Genomic DNA, 23,316 nt, shown 5'->3' with positions numbered 1-23,316 from the left:
TGGAAGAGTCTTATCTATGCAGGTCTGGCCGGGACAGGCGTATCCACTCGGCGCCACGTACGACGGCGCCGGCACCAACTTCGCGGTTTTTTCGGAGGCCGCACACCGAATCGAGCTCTGTCTGCTGCACGACGACGGCTCGGAGACGGCGGTGGAGCTCCGCGAGACGGACGCGTTCGTCCGCCATGCCTATCTGCCGGGTGTGATGCCCGGTCAGCGATACGGATTCAGGGTGCACGGACCGTACGCACCGGAGCGTGGGCACCGGTGCAACTCGGCCAAACTGCTCCTCGATCCGTACGCACGGGCGATGAGCGGCCGTATCGACTGGGGCGAGGCGGTGTACGGCTATCACTTCGGGAGGCCGGACTCGCGCAACGACCTCGACTCCGCCCCGCACACGATGGCGTCCGTCGTCGTCAATCCGTACTTCGACTGGGGCGACGACCGCCCGCCCCGGACCGACTACCACCGCACGGTCATCTACGAGGCCCATGTGAAGGGCCTGACGATGCTGCATCCGGCACTGCCGGAGGAGCTGCGCGGCACGTACGCGGGGCTCGCGCATCCGGCGGTGATCTCGCACCTCACGGAACTGGGGGTCACCGCACTGGAGTTGATGCCGGTGCACCAGTTCGACAACGACCACCGGCTGGTGGACGCGGGCCTGGACAACTACTGGGGTTACAACACCATCGGATTCTTCGCCCCGCACAACCGCTACGCGTCCTGGGGCGACCGCGGACAGCAGGTCCTGGAGTTCAAGTCCGCCGTCCGGGCCCTGCACCAGGCGGGTATCGAGGTCATCCTCGACGTCGTCTACAACCACACGGCCGAGGGCAACCACCTCGGACCGACCCTCTCCTTCCGGGGCCTCGACAACGTCTCGTACTACCGGCTCTCCGAGGACCGCCGCTACTACACGGACACCACGGGCACCGGCAACTCCCTGCTGATGCGCTCACCGCACGTGCTCCAGCTGATCATGGACTCGCTGCGCTACTGGGTGACCGAGATGCACGTCGACGGCTTCCGCTTCGATCTCGCGGCGACGCTGGCGAGACAGTTCCACGAGGTGGACCGGCTGTCGTCGTTCTTCGACCTGGTCCAGCAGGATCCGGTGGTCAGCCAGGTGAAGCTGATCGCCGAGCCGTGGGACGTCGGCGAGGGCGGCTACCAGGTGGGGAACTTCCCGCCGCTGTGGACCGAGTGGAACGGCAAGTACCGCGACACCGTGCGGGACTTGTGGCGCGGGGAGCCGCGCACGCTCGCCGAGTTCGCCTCCCGGCTGACCGGCTCGTCGGACCTCTACCAGGACGACGGCCGCCGCCCGCTCGCCTCGGTCAACTTCGTGACCTGCCACGACGGCTTCACGATGCGCGATCTGGTCTCGTACAACGAGAAGCACAACGAGGCGAACGGCGAGGGGAACCAGGACGGCGAGAGCCACAACCGCTCGTGGAACTGCGGGGCCGAGGGCGACACCGAGGACCCGCAGGTTCTGGAGTTGCGCAATCGCCAGATGCGCAACTTCATCGCGACGCTGATGCTGTCCCAGGGCGTGCCGATGCTCAGCCATGGCGACGAGTTCGGCCGCACGCAGCACGGCAACAACAACGCGTACTGCCAGGACAGCGAGCTGTCCTGGGTGCACTGGCCGTCGTCGACCGAGGAGGAGCCGGGCTCGCTGCTGGCGTTCACCCGGGCGATGGTGTGGCTGCGCCGCGACCACCAGGTCTTCCGGCGCAGGAGGTTCTTCCACGGCAGGCCGGTGGAGGGCACGCACGACGAGCTGTCCGACATCGCCTGGTTCACTCCTGAAGGCGAGGAGATGACGCAGCGCGACTGGCAGGCCGCGCACGCCAAGGCCCTGACGGTGTTCCTGAACGGGCACGCGATCTCGGAGCCGGGGCCGCGGGGGGAGCGGATCTCGGACGACTCCTTCCTGCTGATGGTCAACGCGAGCGCGGAGGAGATGGAATTCGCGGTGCCGGTCAACCACGGCCGGCAGTGGGAGGTGGTCGTGGACACCGCCAGACCCGAGGGGGTGCCGCCGGGGCAGGGGCCGAAGGTGGCGGCCGGGGAGCAGGTGCGGATGATCGGGCGGAGTCTGGTGGTGCTGCGGCGGCCGGCGTAGCGAGGTCGTGACGGGTGGGGGACGGTGAACCGCCGGAGGCGTTCGTCACATCAGGTGAACGTGACCAGGTCCGTCCGTATCGGCTCATGAGCGGATGACAGAGATCCCCGTGATGCGGGTACGTACGTTCGCATGACGCCCACCGCCACCTACCGGCTCCAGCTCCAGCCTGACTTCCCCTTCTCGGCCGCCGAGGCAGCGGTGCCGTATCTCGCCGGTCTCGGGATCTCCCATCTGCATCTGTCGCCGGTGCTGGAGGCGATGCCCGGTTCGGCGCACGGCTACGACGTCGTCGACCACGCGCGCGTACGGGCCGAGCTCGGCGGCGAGGAAGGGCTGCGGTCGCTGGCCCGGACGGCACGGGAGCACGGCCTCGGGCTCGTCCTCGACATCGTCCCCAACCACATGGCCGCCGCGCCGCGCCACAACCGAGCGCTGTGGGCGGTGCTGCGGGAAGGCCCGGCCTCGCCGTACGCACGCTGGTTCGACATCGACTGGGACGCGGGCGGGGACAAGGTCCTGATGCCGGTGCTGGGCAGACGGCTCGGGGACGAGCTCGCGGCGCTGCGGGTGGAGGGACGGACCCTGCGCTACGGGGAACACCTGTTCCCGCTGCGTGAGGGCACCGAGACGCTGCCGCTGCCGGACCTGCTCGATGCGCAGTGGTACCGGCCGGCCTGGTGGCGGCTGGCCCGCACGGAGCTCAACTACCGTCGCTTCTTCACCATTGCGGGGCTCATCGGGGTGCGCGTCGAGGACCCGGAGGTCTTCGACGCCACCCACGCCAAGATCCTGGAGCTGGTACGGGACGGCGTCGTCGACGGGCTGCGGATCGACCATCCGGACGGGCTGGCCGACCCCGAGGGGTATCTGTACCGGCTGAACGAGGCCACGGGCGGCTGCTGGACGGTCGTGGAGAAGATCCTCACCCGGGACGAGCACCTTCCGGCCACCTGGCCGGTGGACGGAACGACCGGCTACGACGCGCTCCAGCGGATCGACGGGGTCTTCACCGACGCCGACGGGGCCGAGGAACTGTCCCGCGCCTACCGGGACTTCGCCTCGCCCGCCGGGGACCGCGGCGGCTACTGGGGCGCGACCGTGCGGCGCGCCGCCTACAAGGTGGTGACCCACGAACTGGTCGCGGAGACCGAGGCACTCGCCCGGATCGCCGAACGCGTGTGCATGGCGGATCCCGCGCTGCGCGACCACGCGCCCTGGGCGCTGCGCACGGCGATCCGCGAGCTGCTCGTACGGGTGCCCGTCTACCGGCCGTACCGCACCGGGGGCGAGGCGGTCCTCACGGCGGACGCGGCGCAGCGCGCGAAGGCGGCGTTCGCCGTCGCCGACGAGGCCGAGGCGGTCGATGTGATCCGCGACCTCGCGCTCGGGCAGCTCGGCGAGGGCCCGGACCAGGGCGCGTTCCGCGCCCGCTTCGCCCAGACCTCGTCCGCGCTGCACGCCAAGTCCGTCGAGGACACCGCGTTCTACCGCTACACCCCGCTGATCTCCGCCAACGAGGTGGGCGGGGACCCGGGATGCCCGGCGGTGAGCCCGGAGGAGTTCCATGCGTACTGCGGCCGCATCGCCCGGGACTGGCCGACGACGGGCACGGTGCTGTCCACGCACGACACGAAACGGAGTGCGGACGTCCGGGCCAGGATCGCGGTGCTGTCGGAGTGCCCGGAGCGGTGGGAGCGGGTGCTGACCGGGCTGGCCTGGGTGCAGGCGCCCGATCACCATCTGGCGTGGGTGGCGTGGCAGACGGCGTTCGGCTTCGGGATCCCGCGCCCGGACCGGATCGGGCCCGCCCTGCTCAAGTCCGTACGGGAGGCGGGCCTGCACACCGGCTGGACGGAGCCGGACGCATCGTACGAGCAGGCCGTGAGCGACTTCGTGGAGGCGGGGCCCGCCGGGCCGCCGATGTACACGCTCGCGCTGTTCGCCCGCGAACTCGACGAGAACGCGCGGGCCAACGCGCTCGGCGCGGCGCTCGTCCACCTCACGATGCCGGGAGTGCCCGAGCTCTATCAGGGCACCGAGCACACGTATCTGGCGCTGGTCGACCCGGACAACCGGGAGTCGTTCCGGGAGCGGCGGCCGGACGAGAAGACCGAGGTGACACGCGCGGCGCTGCTGCTGCGCAGCCGTCGCCCGGAGCTGTTCGGCGAACTGGGAACGTACGCGCCGGTGGAGGCGGTGGGCCCGGCGGCCCGGCACTGCCTGGCCTTCTGCCGCTCCGGTGAGGCCGTCACGGCGGTGACCCGGCTCTCGCTGCGGCTGGACGAGGCGGGCGGCTGGGGCGAGACGTCGCTCATGCTTCCGGACGGCCGGTGGACGGATCTGCTCACCCCGGGGCGGGAGTTCGCGGGCGGCGGGCCCGTGGCGCTGTCGGAGCTCTTCGCCGACCGCCCGGTGGCGCTGCTGGAGCGGGCGGCCGACGCCGAGGGCAGCGAGGAGTGAGCTTCAGCAGACGGGCTCGTCCTCGGCCGTCCCCCCGCTCACCCGGTCGGCCGGGCGGCGGCCCCTGGGCTGCTGCGGTTCGGGCAGTACGGGCGCGGTCGGCAGGGGACGCTCGACCGGCTCGGACACCGTGACGGTGAGCGGCTCGCCGTGGTGCACGATGCGCAGCGGGTCCCCCTCCACCAGGGTGTACCGGGCTGCCGATCCGCTGACGTCGACCTGCAGCCTGCGTCCGCGCACGAGGACGGTGAACTTCAGCCGGGAGATGACCTCGGGCAGCCTGGGGGCGAAACCCATACCGCCGAGACTGCCGTCCTCCCCGCCGATGTGGCGCATTCCTCCGAGCCCGGCCACCAGGGCGAGCCACGTGCCCGCGAGGGAGGCGATGTGCAGCCCGTCGCGAGTGTTGTGCTCCAGGTTCTCCAGGTCCATCAGGGCCGCCTCGCCCAGATAGGCATAGGCCAGCCGCAGGTGCCCGGTCTCCGCGGCCATGACCGACTGACAGCACGCAGACAGGGAGGAGTCCCGCACGGTCAGCGCTTCGTAGTAGGCGAAGTTGCGGGCCTTCTCCTCGGCCGTGAAGCAGTCGCCGCACGTCATCATCGCGAGGACCAGGTCGGCCTGTTTCACGACCTGCTTGCGGTAGAGATCGAAGTAGGGGAAGTGCAGCAGCAGCGGGTACTGCTCGGGCGAGGTGGCGTCGAAGTCCCAGCGCTGGAAGCGGGTGAATCCGGCCGACTGCTCGTGGACGCCGAGTGCCTCGTTGTACGGGACGGCGATCCGGGCCGCGGCGTCGCGCCACGCTGCGGTCTCCTCGTCGTCGACTCCCAGTTCCTCCGCCCGGTCGGCGTGTCGCGCCGCCGTCGCCGCGGCGGCCATCAGGTTCCGCCGTGCCATCAGGTTGGTGTAGAGGTTGTCGCGGGCGATGGCGCTGTACTCGTCGGGGCCCGTGACGCCGTCGATGTGGAAGACGCCCTCGGCATCGTGGTGGCCGAGCGAGTGCCAGAGCCGCGCGGTATGGACCAGCAGTTCCAGTCCGGGCCCCCGTTCGAACGTCTCGTCCCCGGTGGCGTCCACATAACGTTCCGCGGCCACGGCGATGTCGGCGTTGACGTGGAAGGCGGCGGTGCCTGCCGGCCAGTAGGCCGAGCACTCCGCGCCGGTGATGGTCCGCCAGGGGAACGCCGCTCCGGCCAGCCCGAGCTGATGGGCCCGGTCCCGCGCCGCGGGCAGGGTCGCGTGCCGCCAGCGCAGGGCCGGGGCGACCACGTCGGGCGCCGTGAAGGTGAGCAGGGGAAGGACGAAGGACTCCACGTCCCAGAACGTGTGTCCGTCGTAGCCCGTCCCGGTCAGCCCCTTGGCGGGGATGGCCCGTTCCTCGCCACGGGCCGCCGCCTGGAGCACGTGGAAGAGCCCGAAGCGCACGGCCTGCTGGATCTGCGCGTCACCTTCCACCTCGACGTCCGCGCAGGACCAGAAGTGCTCGAGATAGGCCTCCTGCTCGGCGAGCAGCCCCTCCCAGCCCGTACTCCGGGCGGCGGCGACCGCACCGTCGACCTGGTCGTGGACGGCGGGCAGCGACCTCTGCGCGGACCATCCGTACCCGACGAACTTCACCAGCCGCAGCCGCTCCCCCGGCGCCAGGGCGGCGGTGACCGTGAGCCTGCTGACGTCGGGCTCGCTCTCGGAGGACCAGGCCGTCCCCTCGGGGCCCTCCACGATGTGGTCGGCCGCCGCCCCCACCCGCAGACCGCTGTTGCGGGTGCTGTGCACCAGGCGCAGCCGGGTGTCCTGGGCGAAGTCCTCCTCCGGCGCGAGCGGGCAGTCGACGGCCGCCGCGACCCGCGGGTCGCCGGTGTCGTGCGGCATCTGCTCGTTGGCGACCAGTTCGGACTGCACGGCCACGGTGATCCGGGCGTTCAGCGGCTCGACCTCGTAGGAGATCGCGGCGACGGCCCGCTGGGTGAAGGACACCATCCGGTGCGAGGTGATGCGCACGGCGTGCCCGGCCGGGGAGGTCCACTCCGCGGTGCGGCTCAGGACGCCCGTACGGAAGTCCAGTACGCGCTCGTGTGCCGTCAGTTCGCCGTAGCGCAGGTCGCAGAGATGGTCGTCCACGAGAAGCCGGATGATCTTGCCGTCGGTGACGTTGATCAGTGTCTGACCGGATTCCGGATAGCCGTAGCCTGCCTCGGCGTAGGGCAGCGGATGCAGTTCGTGGACGCCGTTGAGATAGGCGCCCGGCAGTCCGTGCGGCTCGCCCTCGTCGAGATTGCCGCGCCACCCGATGTGGCCGTTGGCCAGGGCGAAGACGGACTCGCTCTGGGCGAGGACATCGAGGCTCAGCTCGGTCTCACGCAGGCACCAGGGCTCGATGGAATAGCTGGGATGGGTGATCACGGTGACTCCAGCAGTTCGGCGAGGTCCTTCACGACGATGTCCGCCCCGTGCCGCCGGAGCTCTGCGGCCTGCCCGGTCCGGTCGATGCCCACGACGAGGCCGAACTGCCCGGCCCGTCCGGCGTCCACACCGGCCAGGGCGTCCTCGAACACCGCCGCCGCACCCGGTTCGGCCCCCAGGGCGCGCGCCGCGGCCAGATAGGTGTCCGGTGCGGGTTTGCCCCGGAGCCGCTGCTCCCGGGCGACGATTCCGTCGATGCGCTCCTCGAAGAGATCCGCGATGCCGGCGGCGACCAGCACGTCATGGCAGTTGGCGCTCGACGAGACGACGGCGCGCCGCAGACCGGCGTCCCTGGCGGCGCGCACGTAGGCGACCGAGCCCTCGTAGGCCTCGACGCCTTCCTCGCGGATCTTGCGGAGTACGAGGTCGTTCTTCCGCGTGCCGAGTCCGTTCACGGTCTCCGCGTCCGGGCCGTCGTCGGGCGTGCCGTCGGGCAGTTCGACACCGCGCGAGGCGAGGAAGGTGCGGACCCCGTCCTCGCGGGGGCGGCCGTCCACGTACTCGTCGTAGTCTCGGACGTCGTCGAACGGCACGAAGGGCACACCCTCGCGTTCGGCGCGCCTGCGCAGGTAGTCGTCGAACATCTCCTTCCAGGCGGCCGCATGCACCTTCGCGGTGCGGGTGAGGACGCCGTCGAGGTCGAAGAGGCAGGTGCGTACATGATCCGGAAGCCCCAGCATGCGGTCGAGGCTAGAAGGATGCGGCCGCCGCCGGGGGCCGGTGACGGCACCCGCCGCGCCACGCGTAGCCCGTGCGGATGATGTGGGGGGTGCCATCCGGAGCAGCCCGTCCGGCAGGGAGCGGCCCTCCCGGGTACCAGCGCCGGCCCCGCAGGGAGCGGCCCTCCCGGGTGTCAGTGCCGGTCCGGCAGGCTCCAGCGGTGCGGCGCGATGAGCCGGCGGATGCTGTCGGGGCCCCAGGAGCCGGGTGCGTAGGGCTCGACGGGCGGCGGTTCCTCCAGCAGCGGGGTGGACGCCTCCCAGAGACGCTCGATGCCGTCGGAGCGGGTGAACAGGGACTGGTCGCCCAGCATCGCGTCCAGGATGAGGCGCTCGTATCCCTCGAGCGCATGCATCGTGTTGAAGGACTCGGCATAGCTGAAGACCATCTCGGCCTCGCGCAGCCGCATGGCGGGGCCCGGATTCTTCACCAGGAAGCGAGCGGCGATCCTGCCGGGGTCGTCGAAGTCGATCACCAGCTCGTTGCTCCGTACCGCGGCGCCGCCCCGCGCGGCCAGCGGGAACATGCGCAGGGCCGGTTCGCGGAAACCGAGCGTCACGACGTGCCGCCCCTGCCCGAGCGACTTCCCCGAGCGCAGGTAGAAGGGCACGCCGGCCCAGCGCCAGTTGTCCAGCTCGACGCGCAGCGCGACGAACGTCTCGGTGTCCGAGCGGGGGTCGACGCCCGGCTCGTCGCGATAGCCCTCGTACTGGCCGCGGACGACGTGTGCCGGATCGAGCGGCCGCATGCTCTGGAAGACCTTCTCCTTCTCGTCCCGGAGTGGCTTGGCCGAGAGGGCGGTCGGAGGCTCCATCGCCACGAAGCCGAGGAGTTGGAAGAGATGAGTGACGATCATGTCCCGGAAGGTTCCGGTCCCTTCGAAGAACTGGGCCCGCCCTTCGATCCCGATCTTCTCCGGCACGTCGATCTGCACATGGCTGATGTGGTCGCGGTTCCAGACGGGCTCCAGGAGACCGTTGGCGAACCGGAGAGCCAGGATGTTGTCGACGGACTCCTTGCCGAGGAAGTGGTCGATGCGGAAGACCCGGGACTCGTCGAAGACGGCGTGGATCGTCGCGTTGAGGGCCCGGGCCGAAGGGAGGTCCGTGCCGAAGGGCTTCTCGACGATCAGCCGGGCGTTGTCGGAGAGGCCGGTCGCGCCGAGCATCTCGACGACGGACGCGAACGCGCTCGGCGGCACCGCGAGGTGGAACAGTCGCCGTGGACTGCCGCCGACGTCCCGCTCGGCCTGCCGTACGGCGGCGAGGAGCGGCCCGGGATCGTCGGGGTCGGCCGCGCCGAAGGACAGCGCGTCCTCGAACTCCTGCCAGGCCTTGCCCCCGGGCTTCGACCGGCCGAACTCGGCGACCGCTTCCCGTGCCCGCTTGCGGAAGTCGTCGTCGCTGAGCGCGGCCTTGGCCGGCGCCGAGCCGACGATGCGGTGGCGGGCGGGCAGCAGTCCCGCCTTGGCGAGGTGGAAGAGTCCTGGCAGGAGCTTGCGCCGGGCGAGGTCGCCGGTCGCGCCGAACAGCACGATGACGTGGTCCTCGGGAAGGAGACCATGGCTGTTCGGCCGCCCCGGGCTCGTGGAGCTTCCCGGGCTCTGCGTGTGCGAACTCTTCGCGCTCATCGGACTCCCCGGGTCGTCCGTGCTTTCCGGCTCGGCAGGGCTGGGCACGGTTCACCCCGCCTTCTCGGCGTGACCGCCGAACTCGCCGCGCATCGCGGACAGGACCTTGTCGGTGAACTCGCCCAGCCCACGCGATTCGTACCGCTGGGTCAGCGCCGCGCTGATGACCGGCGCCGGCACGCTCTCGTCGACGGCGGCCAGGACCGTCCAGCGGCCCTCCCCGGAGTCGGAGACCCGGCCGGTGTACGCGTCGAGCTCGGGCGAGCGGGCCAGCGCGTCGGCGACGAGGTCTACCAGCCAGGAGCCGACGACCGAGCCGCGTCGCCACACCTCGGCGACCTCGGCGACGTCGATCTGGTACTGGTACGCCTCGGGCTCGCGCAGCGGCGCGGTCTCGGCGTCGACGGTGCGCGAGGTCAGGCCCGCGTCGGCGTGCTTGATGATGCTGAGCCCCTCGGCGACGGCGGCCATCATCCCGTACTCGACTCCGTTGTGGACCATCTTCACGAAGTGCCCGGCGCCGCTCGGCCCGCAGTGCAGATAGCCCTCGGGCGCGGTCCCGCCGCTCCGGGTCCTGCCCGGGGTCGGCTCCGCGCTTCCGGTGCTGGGAGCGATGGTGCGGAAGATCGGGTCCAGCCGGGCCACCGGCTCCTTCTCGCCGCCGATCATCAGGCAGTAGCCGCGCTCGAGCCCCCAGACGCCGCCGGAGGTTCCGCAGTCGACGTAGTGGATGCCGCTGGGGGCGAGCTGCTTGGCGCGGGTCATGTCGTCCCGGTAGTACGAGTTGCCGCCGTCGATGACGGTGTCGCCGGTGGCCAGCAGGGCCTCCAGCTGGTCCAGGGTCGGCTGGACCACGCCGGCGGGCAGCATCAGCCAGAGGTTTCTGGGCTGCTCCAGCTTGTCGACGAGGTCGTGGAGCGAGGATGCCGCGGTCGCCCCCTCCTTCTCCATGCCCCGTACGGCTTCGGAGTCCAGGTCGAAGACCACGCAGCGATGGCCGTCGCGCACCAGCCGGCGCACGAGGTTGGCGCCCATCCGGCCGAGCCCGATCATCCCGAGCTGCATCGGTGTGTCAGTGGTCATGGCCGGCCTCTCCGTCGCCTCCTCGGAATCCAGAAATTACCCACTCATCGGAAATGCCGCGATTCATAACATCACGGACAGTGAGTCGTCCCCCCGGGACGGGGCGCCGGCACGGCGGTCCGCAGCAGGTCGGCGAAGCGTTCCGCCGCACCGGTCAGCGGGACCCGCGAGAAGGCCGTGAGGGCCCGGCGCCACGGCGGATCGACGCTCAGGAGCACACAGTCCTCGCCGACCGCGCCCTGTACGACGTGCGCGGGGGCGGTGGCGACTCCGACCCCCGCGGCCGCCATACGAACGGCCGTGGAGGTGTGCTCCGTCCACACCGCCGTACGCGGTTCGAAACCGGCCCTCTCGCAGGCCCCGTCCAGGAACGGCCGGCCGTCGACGACGGGCTCCATCGCACAGCGGATCCAGGTGCGGTCGGACAGCTCCTCCAGACGGACCGACGACCGGCCCGCGAACCGGTCGTCGAAAGGAACCACCAGGACGATCTCCTCCTCGCCGACCGGCACGACCGGCCCCTGCGGCCGCTGTGGCGGCGGCCCGACCGCGAGGTCGGCGGTGCCGCGCTCGAGGGCCTCCTCCAGCGCGTCGGTCGTGGCGTACTCGTGCAGGACGAGCGTGACGCCGGGGTGTGCCCGGCGCCAGCGCGCGAAGACGTCGGGCAGGACGCCCACGGCGATCGCGTGGACGGTGGCGATGTGCAGTTCGCCGCCCTCCGCCCCGGCCGCGGCGCGGGCCGCCCGCCGGGCCTGCGCCGCGCTGCGCACGGCGAGTTCGGCGTGCGGCAGAAAGGCGCGGCCCATCGGGGTGAGCCGCACACCGCGCGGCAGCCGCTCCAGCAGCTCTCCGCCGACGGACTTCTCCAGGGCCCTGACCTGGTGCGAGAGGGCCGGCTGGGTGACGTGCAGCAGCTCCGCGGCACGCGTGAACGACGACTGTTCGACGACGGCGACGAAGTACTCCATCTGCCGCAGGCTGCTCATGACCCCGTCCCCCATAAAGGCTGTGCATCAGGTCCACAAGAACATTGCCTTGGACGCATGACAAGGCCTGTCGGAGGCTGGTCCCATGACCGACACACATGAGACCGATGTCCTCGTCGTCGGCGGCGGCACCGGCGGCTACTCCACCGCCCTGCGGGCCGCCGCGCTCGGCCTGCGGGTCGTGCTCGCCGAGCGCGACAAGATCGGCGGCACCTGCCTGCACCGCGGCTGCATCCCCAGCAAGGCGATGCTGCACGCGGCCGAACTGGTCGACGGCATCGCGGAGGGGCGCGAGCGGTGGGGCGTCAGGGCGACCCTCGAGTCGGTCGACTGGACCGCGCTCGTGGCGACGCGCGACGACATCGTCTCCCGCAACCACAAGGGCGTCGAGGCCCATCTGGCGCACGCGGGCGTCGAGATCGCCCGCGGCAGCGCCCGGCTGACCGGCCCGCGTTCGGCGAAGGTCGAGGGGTACGGGAACGTCACGGCCGGGCGCGGCATCGTGCTGGCGACCGGCTCCCGGCCGCAGATGCTGCCGGGCCTCGTGACGGACGGCCGCCGTGTCGTCAACAGCGACGACGCGCTCTTCGCCCCGGGCCTGCCGGGCTCCGTGGTGGTGGTGGGCGGCGGCGCGATCGGGGTCGAGTACGCGTCGTTCTACCGCTCGATGGGAGCGGAGGTGACGCTGGTCGAGGCTCTGGACAGGATCGTGCCGCTCGAAGACGCCGATGTGTCCCGGCATCTGACGCGCGGTCTGAAGAAGCGGGGCATCGACGTGCAGGCCGGAGCCCTGCTCCAGCAGACGGAGGTGCTGGACGGCGGGATCAGGGCCACCGTCCGCACCGCGCGGGGCGAGACGCGGACCGTGGAGGCGCAGCGGCTGCTGGTCGCGGTGGGCCGCGCACCGGTGACCGACGGGCTCGGGCTGGAGGCGGCCGGGCTGGCGACCGACGACCGCGGCTATGTCGCGCCCGCCGACTGGGCGAGGCTCGAGACCGCGGTGCCCGGCATCCATGTCGTGGGCGATCTGCTGCCGCCGCCCTCGCTCGGGCTGGCCCACGCCTCGTTCGCGGAAGGCCTGCTGGTGGCCGAGACCCTGGCCGGCCTGCCGTCCCCGCCGGTCGACTACGCCACCGTCCCGCGCGTGACGTACTCGTCCCCGCAGACCGCGTCCGTCGGGCTGAGCGAGGCGGAGGCACGCAACCGCGGCCACGAGGTCGCCGTCAACACCATGCCGCTGACCGCCGTGGCCAAGGGCATGGTCCACGGTCAGGGCGGGGTGGTGAAGGTCGTCGCGCGGCAGGGCGGGGGCCAGGTCCTCGGCGTCCATCTCGTCGGCCCCAACGTCTCGGAGATGATCGCCGAGAGCGAGCTGATCGTGGGATGGGACGCGGAACCGTCCGATGTGGCCCGGTACGTCCATCCCCACCCGACACTGTCGGAGGCGGTCGGCGAGACGTTCCTGACGCTGGCGGGCCGCAGCCTGCACCAGCAGTGACGGGCCCCCTCGGCGTACTCGGCAGGCGGCGTGCTCGGCGCTCGGCGCTCGGCGCTCGGCGGGGCAGCGTGACGAGTTCGGCGCGCGGCCTGCTCAGCGCTTGGCGGGCCGGCGTGCGGCGAGGCGGAAGCTCATCCGCCCGAAGCTCACCATGTCCCCGGCCTGGACGACGACCGACCCGGTCACCCGGTGGCCGTTGACCGTGGTGCCGTTGGTCGAGCCGAGGTCGCGCAGCACCCAGAGGCCGTCGCGCAGGACCAGTTCGGCGTGCTGGCGCGAGACCGTCTCATGGCTGAGCCGCAGCCCGTTGGACGGGTCGCGGCCGATGCGCAGGGGGTACGGGCCGGGCTCGGGCAGCAGCAGCGGGGGCAGCTGCTCGGCCTGCCAGGCGCGGCTGAGGCGCACGGAGAACGCGGACATCTTGCCGACCACGCCGAACAGCCTCTTCGACAGCCTGCCTTCGGGCCGCAGATCGGCGGTGAGGGCCCGCAGTTCGTCGGGCCGCCGGGCGGCCAGCGCCAGCTCCATCCGCCGCACGAACGTGTCGTGCGACAGCTTGCCCTGGGCGGCGCCTTCCCTGAGCACCCCGAGGACACGATCCCGCTCGGCGTCCGAGAGCCGCGCGGGATACGTCTGGAACTCGAAGGAGGACGTCACAATCGTGATTGTCGGGCCGAGTGCCCCGAGGTGTCCAGAAGGACCGGTGAAGATCACTGCTACTGTCCGGGCACTTGTCGAGACCACGGGGGACCAGCAGTGGGCACGTCCGAGCACCGCACTTCGCCACAAGAGACCTCGCCGCACGGCATCTCCGTAAGGCCGCTGGCCGGTCCGGACGAACTCGCGCTGTTCTGCCGGCTCTCGTACGTCCTCGACCACGAACTCGCGGACGATCTGGCGACCGGCCGGCGCCGCCCCGACTGGATGTGGGTCGCGCTCCGCGGCGAGCGGGTACTGGCCCGCATCGCCTGGTGGACCACGGCCGGCGGCGGGGCGCCGCTCGCCCTGGACGTCTTCGACGTCGACGACGAACTGCCTCCGGCCGAGCGGGCCGGGGCCGGACTGCGGCTGCTGGAGACGGCGACGGCCGCGGTCGTGCCGGCGGGCGCGCCGCGCCCCGAGTACGGGCGCTTCGTCCCGCCGGACTGGCGCGAGGACCCGGCCGCACGCGCGGTGGTCGAGGCCCGTACGGAGGTGCTGGAGAAGACGGGCGCACGGCTGCTCGTCGAGCGGTTGCGTCTGGAGTGGCGTCCCGGGACCCCGGTGGCCGAACCGAGCGGGACGCTCCGCTTCCGTCCGGTCGTCGACCGCGACGACCTGCTCGCGCTGATGGCGCCGGTGATGGAGGGCACGCTCGATGCCCACAGCCGGGCGGACCTCGCCTCGGGGCTGAATGCCCGCGAGGCCGCGGAGAAGCACTACGACGAGGAACTCGCGGGCTTCGCCTCGCCGCACGCGTGGTGGCGGATCGCCGAACTGCCGGAGACGGGCGAGCCGGTGGGCTTCGTCGTCCCGGCCCGCAACAACTACCACCACATCATCGCCTACCTCGGTGTGCTGCCCGCACACCGGGGGCGCGGCCACATCGACGAGATCCTCGCCGAGGGCACACGCATCCTCGCCGCGCACAAGGTGCCGCGCATCCGGGCGGCGACGGATCTCGCCAACGTGCCGATGGCAAAGGCCTTCGCCCGTGCCGGATACGAGAACTTCGAGCGGGCCCTCGACTTCACCTGGCAGTGACGGCGGGCGGGTTCGGCCCGCCCGCCGCCGCGCCCGCACCTGTGCCCCTGCGCACCCCCGCACCCCTGCCCACCCACCGAGCGGTCGGCGGAAAAACGCTGGACGGCACTCCCGTAGTCGTCTAGCCTCACCGCGACGCCCGTGACCGACGGAAGGAGGCGAGTGCAGTGCAGTCCACACGATTCCCGCGCTCCCGCCCCGTCCGCCCGGCGTTCGACGTCTGACACCGTCCGACCGGGAGCGCATCACGCACGCTTCTTCCCGGAGGACTTCCTCATGACCGACATGGTCATCCGCGCGCTCTCCGCACGCGACGCACATCTCTTCGACACCCTGCCCGATCCGCTCGCTGTGGGCCGCGCGCTGGCCCGTACCACGCACCGCCCGGAGTGGAAGCGGGTCGCCCTGCGCGAGGGCAGGGTCGTCGCACGGGCCGCCTGGTGGGGCGGCCCCGACGACACGACTCCCGTCAATCTCAACTGGTTCGACGTCGCCGAGGGCGAGGAGGAGGCGGGCACCGAGCTGCTGCGCACCTCCCCTTTCCAGGTCGAGTACGAACTGATCCTGCCCCCGGGCTGGCGCGAGGACCCGGCGCACCGGGCCGCCGGTGAGGCGCGGCTGCGGGCCGCGAAGGCAGCCGGGATGGAGGTGCTCGTGGAGCGCTTCCAGTACCGGTGGACGCTGGAGTGCGGGCTGCCGGAGCGGCCCGGGCGGCTGGAGTTCCGGCCCGAACCCGACGACGGCGTCATCCTCGACGTCCTGCGCCGCATCCACACCGTGACGCTCGACGCGCATGCGCTGCGCGCGATCGCCGAGGACGGTCTCGACCGTGCCGCGCAGGAGGAGCTGGACTTCTTCCACTGGTGTCCGTCCCCGCGCGAGTGGTGGCAGCTGGCGTACACGCCCGACGGCGAGCTGGTCGGGCTGCACGTACCCGCGCACAACCCGTCGGGGCCGTGCGTCGGCTTCATCGGGGTCGTGCCGGAGCAGCGCGGCCGCGGCTACGCGTACGACCTGCTCGCCGAGTGCACGCACTTCCTGGCCGAGCAGGGCGCGGAGTTCATCGCGGGCGCGACCGACCAGGGCAACTTCCCGATGGCGGCGCACTTCGCCAAGGCCGGGCATCCGGTGACGCAGGAGCGCATCCACCTCGTGTGAGTCCGACGTCTTGTCCGGCCTCGGGGGTGTCCGTAGGCTCCGGGCACCCCCGAGCTGATGGCGAGCGGCCCATGGTGATGGACGATCCCCGTACGGAGCCGCAGACCCGTGTCGGCGGCGGCTGGATATCGGGGCTCGTGCTGGCCAACCTCGGCCTGTACATGGCCTTCCTGACCCCGATCCAGGTGCTGCTCGCCGAGCAGATCGACGCCATCGACCCCTCGGGCAAGGAGATCGCCCTCGGCTGGGCCACCGGTGTCGGCGCGCTCGTCGCCGTCGTCGCCAACCCACTGGCGGGCGCGCTCTCGGACCGTACGGGCGGCCGCTTCGGCCGCCGCCGTCCGTGGATCCTGGGCGGGGCGGCGGCCGGCGCGGTCGGACTGGCCGTCACATCGGCGCAGACGACGATCGTGGGGGTGACGCTCGGCTGGTGTCTGGCCCAGCTCGGGCTGAACGCGATGCTCGCCGGCTCCAATGCCGTCGTCCCCGACCAGGTGCCGGTGGAACAGCGCGCGGCGGTCTCCGGCTGGATCGGGATCCCGCAGACGCTGGGGCTGGTGGTCGGCGCGCTGCTGGTGACGATGGTCGTGACGGGAACGGCGGCCGGCTATCTGCTGCTGGCGGTCCTCGTGGTGCTGGCCGCCCTGCCGTTCGTGCTCCTCACCCGGGATCCTCCCGTGCCGCGCGAGGCACGGCACACACGGACGGTGCGGCTCGCGGACTTCTGGGTGAGCCCGCGCGCGTATCCGGACTTCGGGTGGGCCTGGCTGACGCGGTTCCTGGTGATGCTCGGCAATGCCATCGGCACGCTGTATCTGCTGTATTTCCTCAAGGACGCGGTGCACCACGCGAATCCGGACGAGGGCGTGCTGATCCTCACCCTGCTGTACACGGCGGGTGTCGTCGTGACGGCGGTCGGCGGCGGGGTGGTCTCGGACCGGTGGGGGCGGCGCAGGGCACTGGTGTCGGTGAGTTCGGTGGTGATGGCCGCGGCCTCGCTGCTGCTGACGTTCTGGCACACCTGGCCGGTGGCGATGGGCGCGGCGCTGCTGCTGGGGCTCGGCTTCGGGGCGTACATCGCGGTGGACCAGGCACTGATCACCCAGGTGCTGCCGAGCGCCGGGGACCGGGCCAAGGACCTGGGGGTCATCAACATCGCCAACTCGGCTCCCCAGGTGCTCGGACCGGCCCTCGCGGCGCCGATCGTGGCGTACGCGGGCGGCTACGCGGGCCTGTATCTCACCTCCACGGTGGTGACGGTCCTCGGCGGGGTCCTGGTGTGGCGGATCCGCTCAGTCCCCTGACCCCGTGGCCCGCTGCGCGCGGATGACGTCCCGGTACCAGGCGTACGACGCCTTCGGGGTGCGCTCCAGCGTCTCGTAGTCGACATGGACGAGGCCGAAGCGCTGCGCGGCCCCCTCGACCCACTCGATGTTGTCGGTCAGCGACCAGACGAAGTAGCCGCGCACGTCGACCCCTTCCTCGACCGCCTGGTGCAGGGCGCGCAGATGACCGTCGAGGAAGGCGATCCGAGAGCGATCGTCCAGGCCGTCGTACGAGCAGCCGTTCTCGGTGATGTGCACGGGCGGGAGGCGGTCGCCGTAGCGCTCCTCGAGGGTGACCAGGAGCTCGCGGAGCCCGTCGGGGACGACGGGCCAGCCGAAGCCGGTCCGTTCGACGCCCTCGATCTCGCGCAGACCGAAGGGCAGTCCCGTGGGCATCCCGAGTCCGGCGTACGAGTCCAGGGCATCCGGCGCCGGCGCGCCGACCAGCATGGGGCTGTAGTAGTTGACGCCGTACCAGTCGAGCGGCTGGGAGATCACCGCGAGGTCTTCGGCGACGGGACCCGGCATGAGCTCGTCGAAGCCCTCGGGGTAGCGGCCGGTGAGGAGTGGGTCGGAGAAGAGCCGGTTGGTGAGGATGTCGTAGATCTCGGCGCCCGCGCGGTCCTCGTCGGTGTCACCGGCGGTCCGTACGGGTGAGTGGGAGACGGCGAGGCCGATGGTGCCGGCACCCGCGGCGCGCAGGGCCTGGACGGCGAGGCCGTGGGCGAGCAACTGGTGATGTGCCGCGGGCAGGGCGTCGAAGAGAAGCTGCTTCCCGGGGGCGTGCTCGCCGAGCGCGTAGCCCAGCAGGGTGACTTCGGCGGGTTCGTTGACGGTGATCCACATGGGTACGCGGTCGGCCAGGCGCTCGGCGACGACGGCGGCGTACTCGGCGAAACGGGCGGCGGTGTCGCGGTTCAGCCAGCCGCCGGCCTCGTCCAGGGGCAGCGGGGTGTCCCAGTGGTAGAGGGTCGGCGCCGGGGTGATGCCGTGGGCGCAGAGTTCGTCGACGAGGCGGTCGTAGAAGCCGAGGCCCGCGGGGTTGACGGGGCCGCTGCCTCCGGGGATCACCCTCGGCCAGCTGACGGAGAAGCGGAAGGCTCCGGCGCCGAGGCCGGCCAGCAGGGCGACGTCCTCGCGGTAGCGCTCGTGGAAGCCGGTGCCGCGCGCGGCGTCGGCACCGTCCTTGATGCGGCCCTGTGCGGCGAAGGCGTCCCAGCCGGAAGGGCCTTTGCCGTCGGCGTCGGCGGCGCCCTCGGTCTGGAAGGCGGATGCGGACGCACCCCACAGGAAGCCGGGCGGGAAAACGGGCAGCGTGCTCGCGGAGGGTACGGGGGGCGGAGTCATGGCCGGACCCTAGTACTGGCGAGTAGGCCGCCTCCAGACCCCGGACTTGCCAGGATGGGTGCGAGTGCCATCGAGTGCTGTCGACACAACAGGGGAAACCGTGCTGTTCGAGGTGTGGGCGCCGTTCGCCCAGGACCGGGTCGTGCTGTGGCTGGAGGGTTCGCGGCTGCCGATGGACCGCCATCCCGTGCTGGAGGATTGGTGGGTGGCCGAGGCGGAGGCGCGGGACGGGACCCGGTACGGCTTCCTGCTGGACGACGGTCCGCTGCTGCCCGATCCGCGCTCGCGTCGCCAGCCGGACGGCCCCGACGGACCGAGCGCCGTCGTCGCCGCGGACACGTACGTCTGGCAGAGCGACGACTGGCGGGGGCGGGGCCTCGCGGGCGCGGTCCTGTACGAGCTGCACGTCGGGACGTTCACGCGCGAGGGCACGTTCGACGCGGCGGCCGGACACCTCGGCGAACTGGCGGACCTCGGCATCAGCCACGTGGAGCTGATGCCCGTGTGCCCGTTTCCGGGGAGCCACGGCTGGGGGTACGAGGGTGTGGCGCCGTGGGCCGTGCACGAGCCGTACGGCGGCCCCGAGGCGCTCAAGCGCTTTGTCGACACGGCGCACGGTCTCGGGCTCGGGGTGGTCCTGGACGTCGTACACAACCATCTGGGCCCCTCGGGCAACCATCTGCCGTCCTTCGGGCCCTACTTCACGGACACCCACCACACCCCGTGGGGCTCCGCGGTCAACCTGGACGCGCCGGGCTCCGACGAGGTGCGGGCGTACCTGCTGGGCAGCGCGCTGGCCTGGCTGCGCGACTACCGCATGGACGGGCTGCGTCTCGACGCGATCCACGCGCTCGCCGACAGCCGTGCGCTGACGTTCCTGGAGGAGCTGTCGGCGACGGTGGACGGCCTCGCCGCCGACGTCCGTCGGCCGCTGTTCCTGATCGCCGAGTCGGACCTGTGCGATCCGCGGACGACGAGGCCGCGCGAGGAGGGCGGGCTCGGGCTCCACGCCCAGTGGAACGACGACTTCCACCACGCCCTGCACACCGCCCTGACCGGCGAATCGCGCGGCTACTACGCGGACTTCGCGCGCGCCCCGCTCGCCGCGCTGGCCAAGACGCTGGGGCATGTCTTCTTCCACGACGGCACGTACTCGACGTTCCGGGACCGCACGCACGGCCGGCCCGTCGACCTCACGCGCACGCCCGCCCACCGGTTCCTGGGCTACGCCCAGACCCACGACCAGATCGGCAACCGGGCCCTCGGCGACCGCCTCTCCTCGCACCTCTCCCCCGGTCTGCTGGCCTGTGCGGCGGCGCTGGTGCTGACCGGGCCCTTCACGCCGATGCTCTTCATGGGCGAGGAGTGGGGTGCCCGGACGCCGTGGCAGTTCTTCACCGACCACACCGACCCGGAGCTCGCGGAGTCCGTACGGGAGGGCAGGCGGCGGGAGTTCGCGGCCTACGGCTGGGCCGCGGACGACGTCCCGGACCCGCAGGACCCGGCCACTCGCGACCGCTCCTGCCTGGACCGCTCGGAGCGCACCCGCGAGCCCCACGCCCGTCTCCTCGCCTGGCACCGCGAACTCATCGCCCTGCGCCGCACCCAGCCCGACCTCTCCGACCCGGACCTCGCGGCGGTGCGCGTCGCCTACGACGAGGACGCCCGCTGGTTCGTCTTCCGCCGCGGCGACCTGCGCGTCGCGGTGAACCTCGGCAAGGACCCGGCCACCATCCCCCTGGGCGGCGGGGCCCGGCTGCTGGCGGTATGGGACGGCGTACGTGCCCCCGTCGCGGACGGGGTCCTGGAACTGCCGGGCGAGTCGTGCGTGGTGCTGGGGGACGCGTGAGCCGGGCGTGCCCGGCACGGGCGGGCGGGGGCGTGACGTGAGGTATGCCCGGCGCCGGCGGCCCGGCGGGGCGTGGGCTGCGGACGGGACGGTGAGGTCCGCCCGGCACCGGCAAGCGCGGGCTGCGACCGGCACCGACGGCGAGGGCATGACGTGCGCCTCGCACCAGCGGGCGGGACGGTGAGGTCCGCCCGGCACCGGCAAGCGCGGGCTGCGACCGGCACCGGCGGCGAGGGCATGACGTGCGCCTCGCACCGGCCGGTGGGACCCGGTGTCGTGAGGTGCGCCCGGCACCGGCGGGGCGGGGCCGGGCGTCCGTAGGCCCAGGTGTCCGTCCTCAAACGCCCGACAGGCTTGAGGTCCGCCCCCGCCCCACACCCGCCAGGGCGTAGGGGGAGGGGGCCCGGGCGGGCCCCGAAAGCCGGCCCCGCCGGCGTTTGAGGCGCGGGCGCCCGGGGGCGGAGACCCCGGAATGGGGGGCTGGGGGCTTGTCCCCAGTTCGGGAAGGGGCGGGGAGGGGCAAAGGCCCCGCGCAGCGGCCCCCACCCCACCCCCTACTCCACGATCGCCAGCTCCCGCGGCGTGTTGTTGAAGCGGCACCCACCCGACTCCGTCACCGTCACGATGTCCTCGATACGGACCCCGAACCGCCCGGGCAGATAGATCCCCGGCTCGACGGAGAAGCACATGCCCGGCACCAGTTCCCGTTCCTCCCCCTCGATCATGTACGGCGGCTCGTGCGTGGTGACACCGATCCCGTGGCCGGTGCGGTGGATGAAGTACTCGCCGTACCCCGCCGCCGCGATGACCTTGCGGGCCGCCCGGTCGACGTCCTGGCAGGATGCGCCCGGCCGGACCGCGTCGAATCCCGCCTGCTGCGCGGCGCGTACCACGTTGTGGACGTGCTGTTCCTCGGTGCTCGGCTCGCCGACGTGCACGGTGCGGGTGGTGTCGGAGCCGTACCCGTGCTTGAGGCCGCCGAAGTCGAGGACGACCATGTCGCCCTCGACGATGGTGCGGTCCCCCGCCTCGTGGTGCGGGTTCGCGCCGTTCGGGCCCGAGCCGACGACCGTGAAATCGACCTGGGAGTGGCCGAAGCGCAGCAGCAGCTCGGCGAGCTCGGCCGCGATCTCGGTCTCCTTGCGGCCGGAGAAGCGGACCTTGAGGATCTCGCCGTACGCCTCGTCGGCGGCCGCGCCCGCTGCTTCGAGACGCGCGAGCTCGGCCGCGTCCTTCACTGCGCGAAGCATCGGGAGCGCCTCGGTGAGGGCCACGTACGAGGTGCCAGGGAGCTGTTTCTGCAGGCCGAGCAGATGCATCGCCCAGGCGTTGTCGCTGACCCCGAAGCGGCCCGCCGCGTCGAGCAGGGGCGCGGTGACGGCGTACGGGTCCTTGCCGTCGGTCCAGTCGCGGAGGGTGAGCGCGGACGCCCCGGCCGCGTGCTCGGCGTCGGGGGCCTCGAGGGTCGGCACGACGAGCACCGGGTCCCGGCCTTCCCCGAGGACGAGGAGGGTGAGCCGCTCGGTGGTCACGGGCTGGTGGCCGGTGAGGTACACCAGGTCGGGGCCGGGGGCCACGAGGAGGCCCGCGAGCCCGGCCTCGGCGGCGGAGCGGGCGGCGCGGGCCATCCGGGCGCGGTAGTCGTCGGCGGTGAAGGACGCGGGCGCGGACAGGGGTGCGGATGCGGATCCGGTTGCGGCTCCGGGTGCGTTCGTGCCGGTCACGGGCTCTCCTCGGTCAGTCCTCGTCGTCGTACGGCTGCTGCGCCACGAGACGCTCCAGAAGGTCCTGGAAGTCCTCGCCGACGACGATGCGGAGCCCCTCGCCGTCCTCGTCGCGGTCGCTGAGCTGGGTGAGCGTGCCGTTGCGCCACCAGTAGACGTACGGGGTGATGGCGCCCGGGGTGTCCTCGTACCCGGTGGCGGCGAACGCGGCCATTCCGTTCAGGGTCGGGATCACGGAGGCGTCGCGGATGACGTGGAACGCGACCTGGTGCCGGAAGGGCAGCGCGACGAGCGCGCCGTCGGCGGTGATGTGCTGCCCGGTGACCTGGCGGACGAGCGCGTCCAGCACCAGGACCCGGCTCGCGGTGTAGAAGGAGTCGCCGACGACCACCTCGAAGCACATGCCCCCGGCGTCCTTGATGGTCTCGTGGCCCTCGATGGGCAGCCCGCGCAGATTGTCCATCGCGCGCTCCCGCAGCCGCGGCACCTCCCCGAGCGGCTCCAGGGCCTCGTCGGTGAGCATCATGACGCTCTCGGGAAGGTCGAGGGCGAGGACTTCGCACAGTCCCGGGGCGAGGGACCGCGCGTACCCGAAGGTCGTCGGGTCGAGCCCTTCCGCGCCGATCACGCGCGGGTAGAGCTGGGAGCGGATCTGGTCGGGCGGAAGGGTGTCCAGCGCGGACGGGGCGTCCATGGTGCGCAGCACCATCGCGACATGCCCGCGGATCACCTCGGGCCATGCACGCGGGCCTCGCTCGTCGTTGTGGCAGACCGCGGCGAGGTTGCCGAGCCCGAACTGCCGCCCGGCGCTGTCGGTGACGACGTCGGCGTACACGGTGACCTCGAGCCCCTGCTCGGCGAAGGCCTCCCGTACCTGGCCACGGAAACGCGCGCCCTCCCCGGCCGAGAAGAAGGAGAACTCCTCGTCCCGGGGCGCGTCGACCCCGTCACGCTTCGGCCCTCGCCGGAACAGCCCCACGTCAGCCCCCGCTCCTCATGTGTGCTCTGGTTTCGAGCCTACCGACCTCCCCTCCGGCCGCGCTCTTCAGGCCCAGGAGGTCCCAGGCGACCCCCAGGAGGTCCCTCGAGCGCATCCCCCGGGGTCGGCGGGCCGGCCGGTGGGTCGACCGGCCGGTTCGGCTGGTCGGCAGACCTCGGTCGAGCCCTGTGACCAGCCCTGCCGCCTCGTCCGC

16 protein-coding genes are annotated in these 23,316 nt (G+C 72.1%); 7 read left to right on the top strand and 9 right to left on the bottom strand.

Annotated features, from left to right (window positions below; genetic code table 11):
- Positions 1 to 16: 16 nt before the first annotated feature.
- Both glgX and treY read left to right on the top strand, forming a co-directional pair.
- Complete coding sequence (gene glgX / locus ACWCP0_RS02810) at positions 17 to 2,137, top strand: glycogen debranching protein GlgX (protein WP_451077065.1); 2,121 nt, start codon at positions 17 to 19, stop codon at positions 2,135 to 2,137.
- 132 nt (positions 2,138 to 2,269) lie between these two features.
- Positions 2,270 to 4,600 carry a malto-oligosyltrehalose synthase gene (treY, locus tag ACWCP0_RS02805; protein WP_451077064.1) on the top strand — a complete coding sequence of 777 codons (2,331 nt, stop codon included), beginning with the start codon at positions 2,270 to 2,272 and terminating at the stop codon, positions 4,598 to 4,600.
- A gap of 3 nt (positions 4,601 to 4,603) precedes the next feature.
- Here the strand turns inward: treY and ACWCP0_RS02800 are convergent, their stop codons facing one another.
- From ACWCP0_RS02800 to ACWCP0_RS02780, 5 genes are all read right to left on the bottom strand, one after another.
- Complete coding sequence (locus tag ACWCP0_RS02800; protein WP_451077063.1) at positions 4,604 to 7,000, bottom strand: glycoside hydrolase family 65 protein; 2,397 nt, start codon at positions 6,998 to 7,000, stop codon at positions 4,604 to 4,606.
- Positions 6,997 to 7,740, bottom strand: a complete 744-nt coding sequence (locus tag ACWCP0_RS02795) for an HAD family hydrolase (protein WP_451077062.1) — start codon at positions 7,738 to 7,740, stop codon at positions 6,997 to 6,999. The genes ACWCP0_RS02800 and ACWCP0_RS02795 overlap by 4 nt, the downstream gene beginning before the upstream one ends.
- Before the next feature lie 173 nt (positions 7,741 to 7,913).
- The gene (gene zwf, locus ACWCP0_RS02790; protein WP_451077368.1) at positions 7,914 to 9,317 is read right to left on the bottom strand and encodes a glucose-6-phosphate dehydrogenase; all 1,404 of its coding nucleotides are present in this window, start codon (positions 9,315 to 9,317) and stop codon (positions 7,914 to 7,916) included.
- A gap of 144 nt (positions 9,318 to 9,461) precedes the next feature.
- Positions 9,462 to 10,493: a phosphogluconate dehydrogenase (NAD(+)-dependent, decarboxylating) gene (gene gnd, locus ACWCP0_RS02785; protein WP_451077061.1), complete on the bottom strand. Its 1,032-nt coding sequence runs from the start codon at positions 10,491 to 10,493 to the stop codon at positions 9,462 to 9,464.
- Positions 10,494 to 10,564: 71 nt separating this feature from the next.
- On the bottom strand, positions 10,565 to 11,461 hold the full coding sequence (locus tag ACWCP0_RS02780) for a LysR family transcriptional regulator (protein ID WP_451077367.1): 897 nt from the start codon (positions 11,459 to 11,461) through the stop codon (positions 10,565 to 10,567).
- Between the two features lie 103 nt (positions 11,462 to 11,564).
- On the opposite strand from ACWCP0_RS02780, the gene lpdA reads away from it, so the two are divergent.
- Positions 11,565 to 12,977, top strand: coding sequence for a dihydrolipoyl dehydrogenase (gene lpdA, locus ACWCP0_RS02775; protein WP_451077060.1), 1,413 nt, complete (start codon positions 11,565 to 11,567; stop codon positions 12,975 to 12,977).
- A gap of 93 nt (positions 12,978 to 13,070) precedes the next feature.
- Here lpdA and ACWCP0_RS02770 read toward each other — a convergent pair whose 3' ends face one another.
- On the bottom strand, positions 13,071 to 13,634 hold the full coding sequence (locus ACWCP0_RS02770; protein ID WP_451077059.1) for a DUF1707 and FHA domain-containing protein: 564 nt from the start codon (positions 13,632 to 13,634) through the stop codon (positions 13,071 to 13,073).
- 150 nt (positions 13,635 to 13,784) lie between these two features.
- On the opposite strand from ACWCP0_RS02770, the gene ACWCP0_RS02765 reads away from it, so the two are divergent.
- The 3 genes from ACWCP0_RS02765 (at position 13,785) to ACWCP0_RS02755 (ending at position 17,182) form a co-directional block, all read left to right on the top strand.
- A complete protein-coding gene (locus tag ACWCP0_RS02765) occupies positions 13,785 to 14,720 on the top strand; it encodes a GNAT family N-acetyltransferase (protein ID WP_451077366.1) in 936 nt (311 codons plus the stop codon).
- A 276-nt stretch (positions 14,721 to 14,996) separates the two neighbouring features.
- A complete protein-coding gene (locus ACWCP0_RS02760) occupies positions 14,997 to 15,878 on the top strand; it encodes a GNAT family N-acetyltransferase (protein ID WP_451077058.1) in 882 nt (293 codons plus the stop codon).
- Between the two features lie 71 nt (positions 15,879 to 15,949).
- On the top strand, positions 15,950 to 17,182 hold the full coding sequence (locus tag ACWCP0_RS02755) for an MFS transporter (protein WP_451077057.1): 1,233 nt from the start codon (positions 15,950 to 15,952) through the stop codon (positions 17,180 to 17,182).
- On the opposite strand, the gene ACWCP0_RS02750 is transcribed toward ACWCP0_RS02755, so the two are convergent.
- Positions 17,171 to 18,550, bottom strand: a complete 1,380-nt coding sequence (locus tag ACWCP0_RS02750) for a GH1 family beta-glucosidase (RefSeq protein ID WP_451077056.1) — start codon at positions 18,548 to 18,550, stop codon at positions 17,171 to 17,173. The genes ACWCP0_RS02755 and ACWCP0_RS02750 overlap by 12 nt on opposite strands.
- 100 nt (positions 18,551 to 18,650) lie before the next feature.
- Here ACWCP0_RS02750 and treZ point away from each other — a divergent pair, with 100 nt between their 5' ends.
- Entirely contained in the window at positions 18,651 to 20,399 is a 1,749-nt protein-coding gene (treZ, locus tag ACWCP0_RS02745) for a malto-oligosyltrehalose trehalohydrolase (protein WP_451077055.1), read from the top strand.
- A gap of 554 nt (positions 20,400 to 20,953) precedes the next feature.
- Here treZ and ACWCP0_RS02740 read toward each other — a convergent pair.
- Together ACWCP0_RS02740 and ACWCP0_RS02735 are read right to left on the bottom strand one after the other, a co-directional pair.
- Positions 20,954 to 22,027: an aminopeptidase P family protein gene (locus ACWCP0_RS02740; protein WP_451077365.1), complete on the bottom strand. Its 1,074-nt coding sequence runs from the start codon at positions 22,025 to 22,027 to the stop codon at positions 20,954 to 20,956.
- A gap of 109 nt (positions 22,028 to 22,136) precedes the next feature.
- On the bottom strand, positions 22,137 to 23,102 hold the full coding sequence (locus ACWCP0_RS02735; protein WP_451077054.1) for a hypothetical protein: 966 nt from the start codon (positions 23,100 to 23,102) through the stop codon (positions 22,137 to 22,139).
- Positions 23,103 to 23,316 lie beyond the last annotated feature (214 nt).

The sequence above is a fragment of the Streptomyces sp. NPDC001970 genome (assembly GCF_053594115.1).
Note: the sequence above shows the minus strand (reverse complement) of the source record. Positions and strands in the feature narration are given on the sequence as shown.

Coding starts and splice junctions, on each gene's coding strand:
- glgX (WP_451077065.1), top strand. CDS start 17: ATGCAGGTCTGGCCGGGACAGGCGTATCCACTCGGCGCCACGTACGAC.
- treY (WP_451077064.1), top strand. CDS start 2,270: ATGACGCCCACCGCCACCTACCGGCTCCAGCTCCAGCCTGACTTCCCC.
- ACWCP0_RS02795 (WP_451077062.1), bottom strand. CDS start 7,740: ATGCTGGGGCTTCCGGATCATGTACGCACCTGCCTCTTCGACCTCGAC.
- gnd (WP_451077061.1), bottom strand. CDS start 10,493: ATGACCACTGACACACCGATGCAGCTCGGGATGATCGGGCTCGGCCGG.
- ACWCP0_RS02780 (WP_451077367.1), bottom strand. CDS start 11,461: ATGGAGTACTTCGTCGCCGTCGTCGAACAGTCGTCGTTCACGCGTGCC.
- lpdA (WP_451077060.1), top strand. CDS start 11,565: ATGACCGACACACATGAGACCGATGTCCTCGTCGTCGGCGGCGGCACC.
- ACWCP0_RS02760 (WP_451077058.1), top strand. CDS start 14,997: ATGACCGACATGGTCATCCGCGCGCTCTCCGCACGCGACGCACATCTC.
- ACWCP0_RS02755 (WP_451077057.1), top strand. CDS start 15,950: ATGGTGATGGACGATCCCCGTACGGAGCCGCAGACCCGTGTCGGCGGC.
- ACWCP0_RS02750 (WP_451077056.1), bottom strand. CDS start 18,550: ATGACTCCGCCCCCCGTACCCTCCGCGAGCACGCTGCCCGTTTTCCCG.
- ACWCP0_RS02740 (WP_451077365.1), bottom strand. CDS start 22,027: ATGGCCCGCGCCGCCCGCTCCGCCGCCGAGGCCGGGCTCGCGGGCCTC.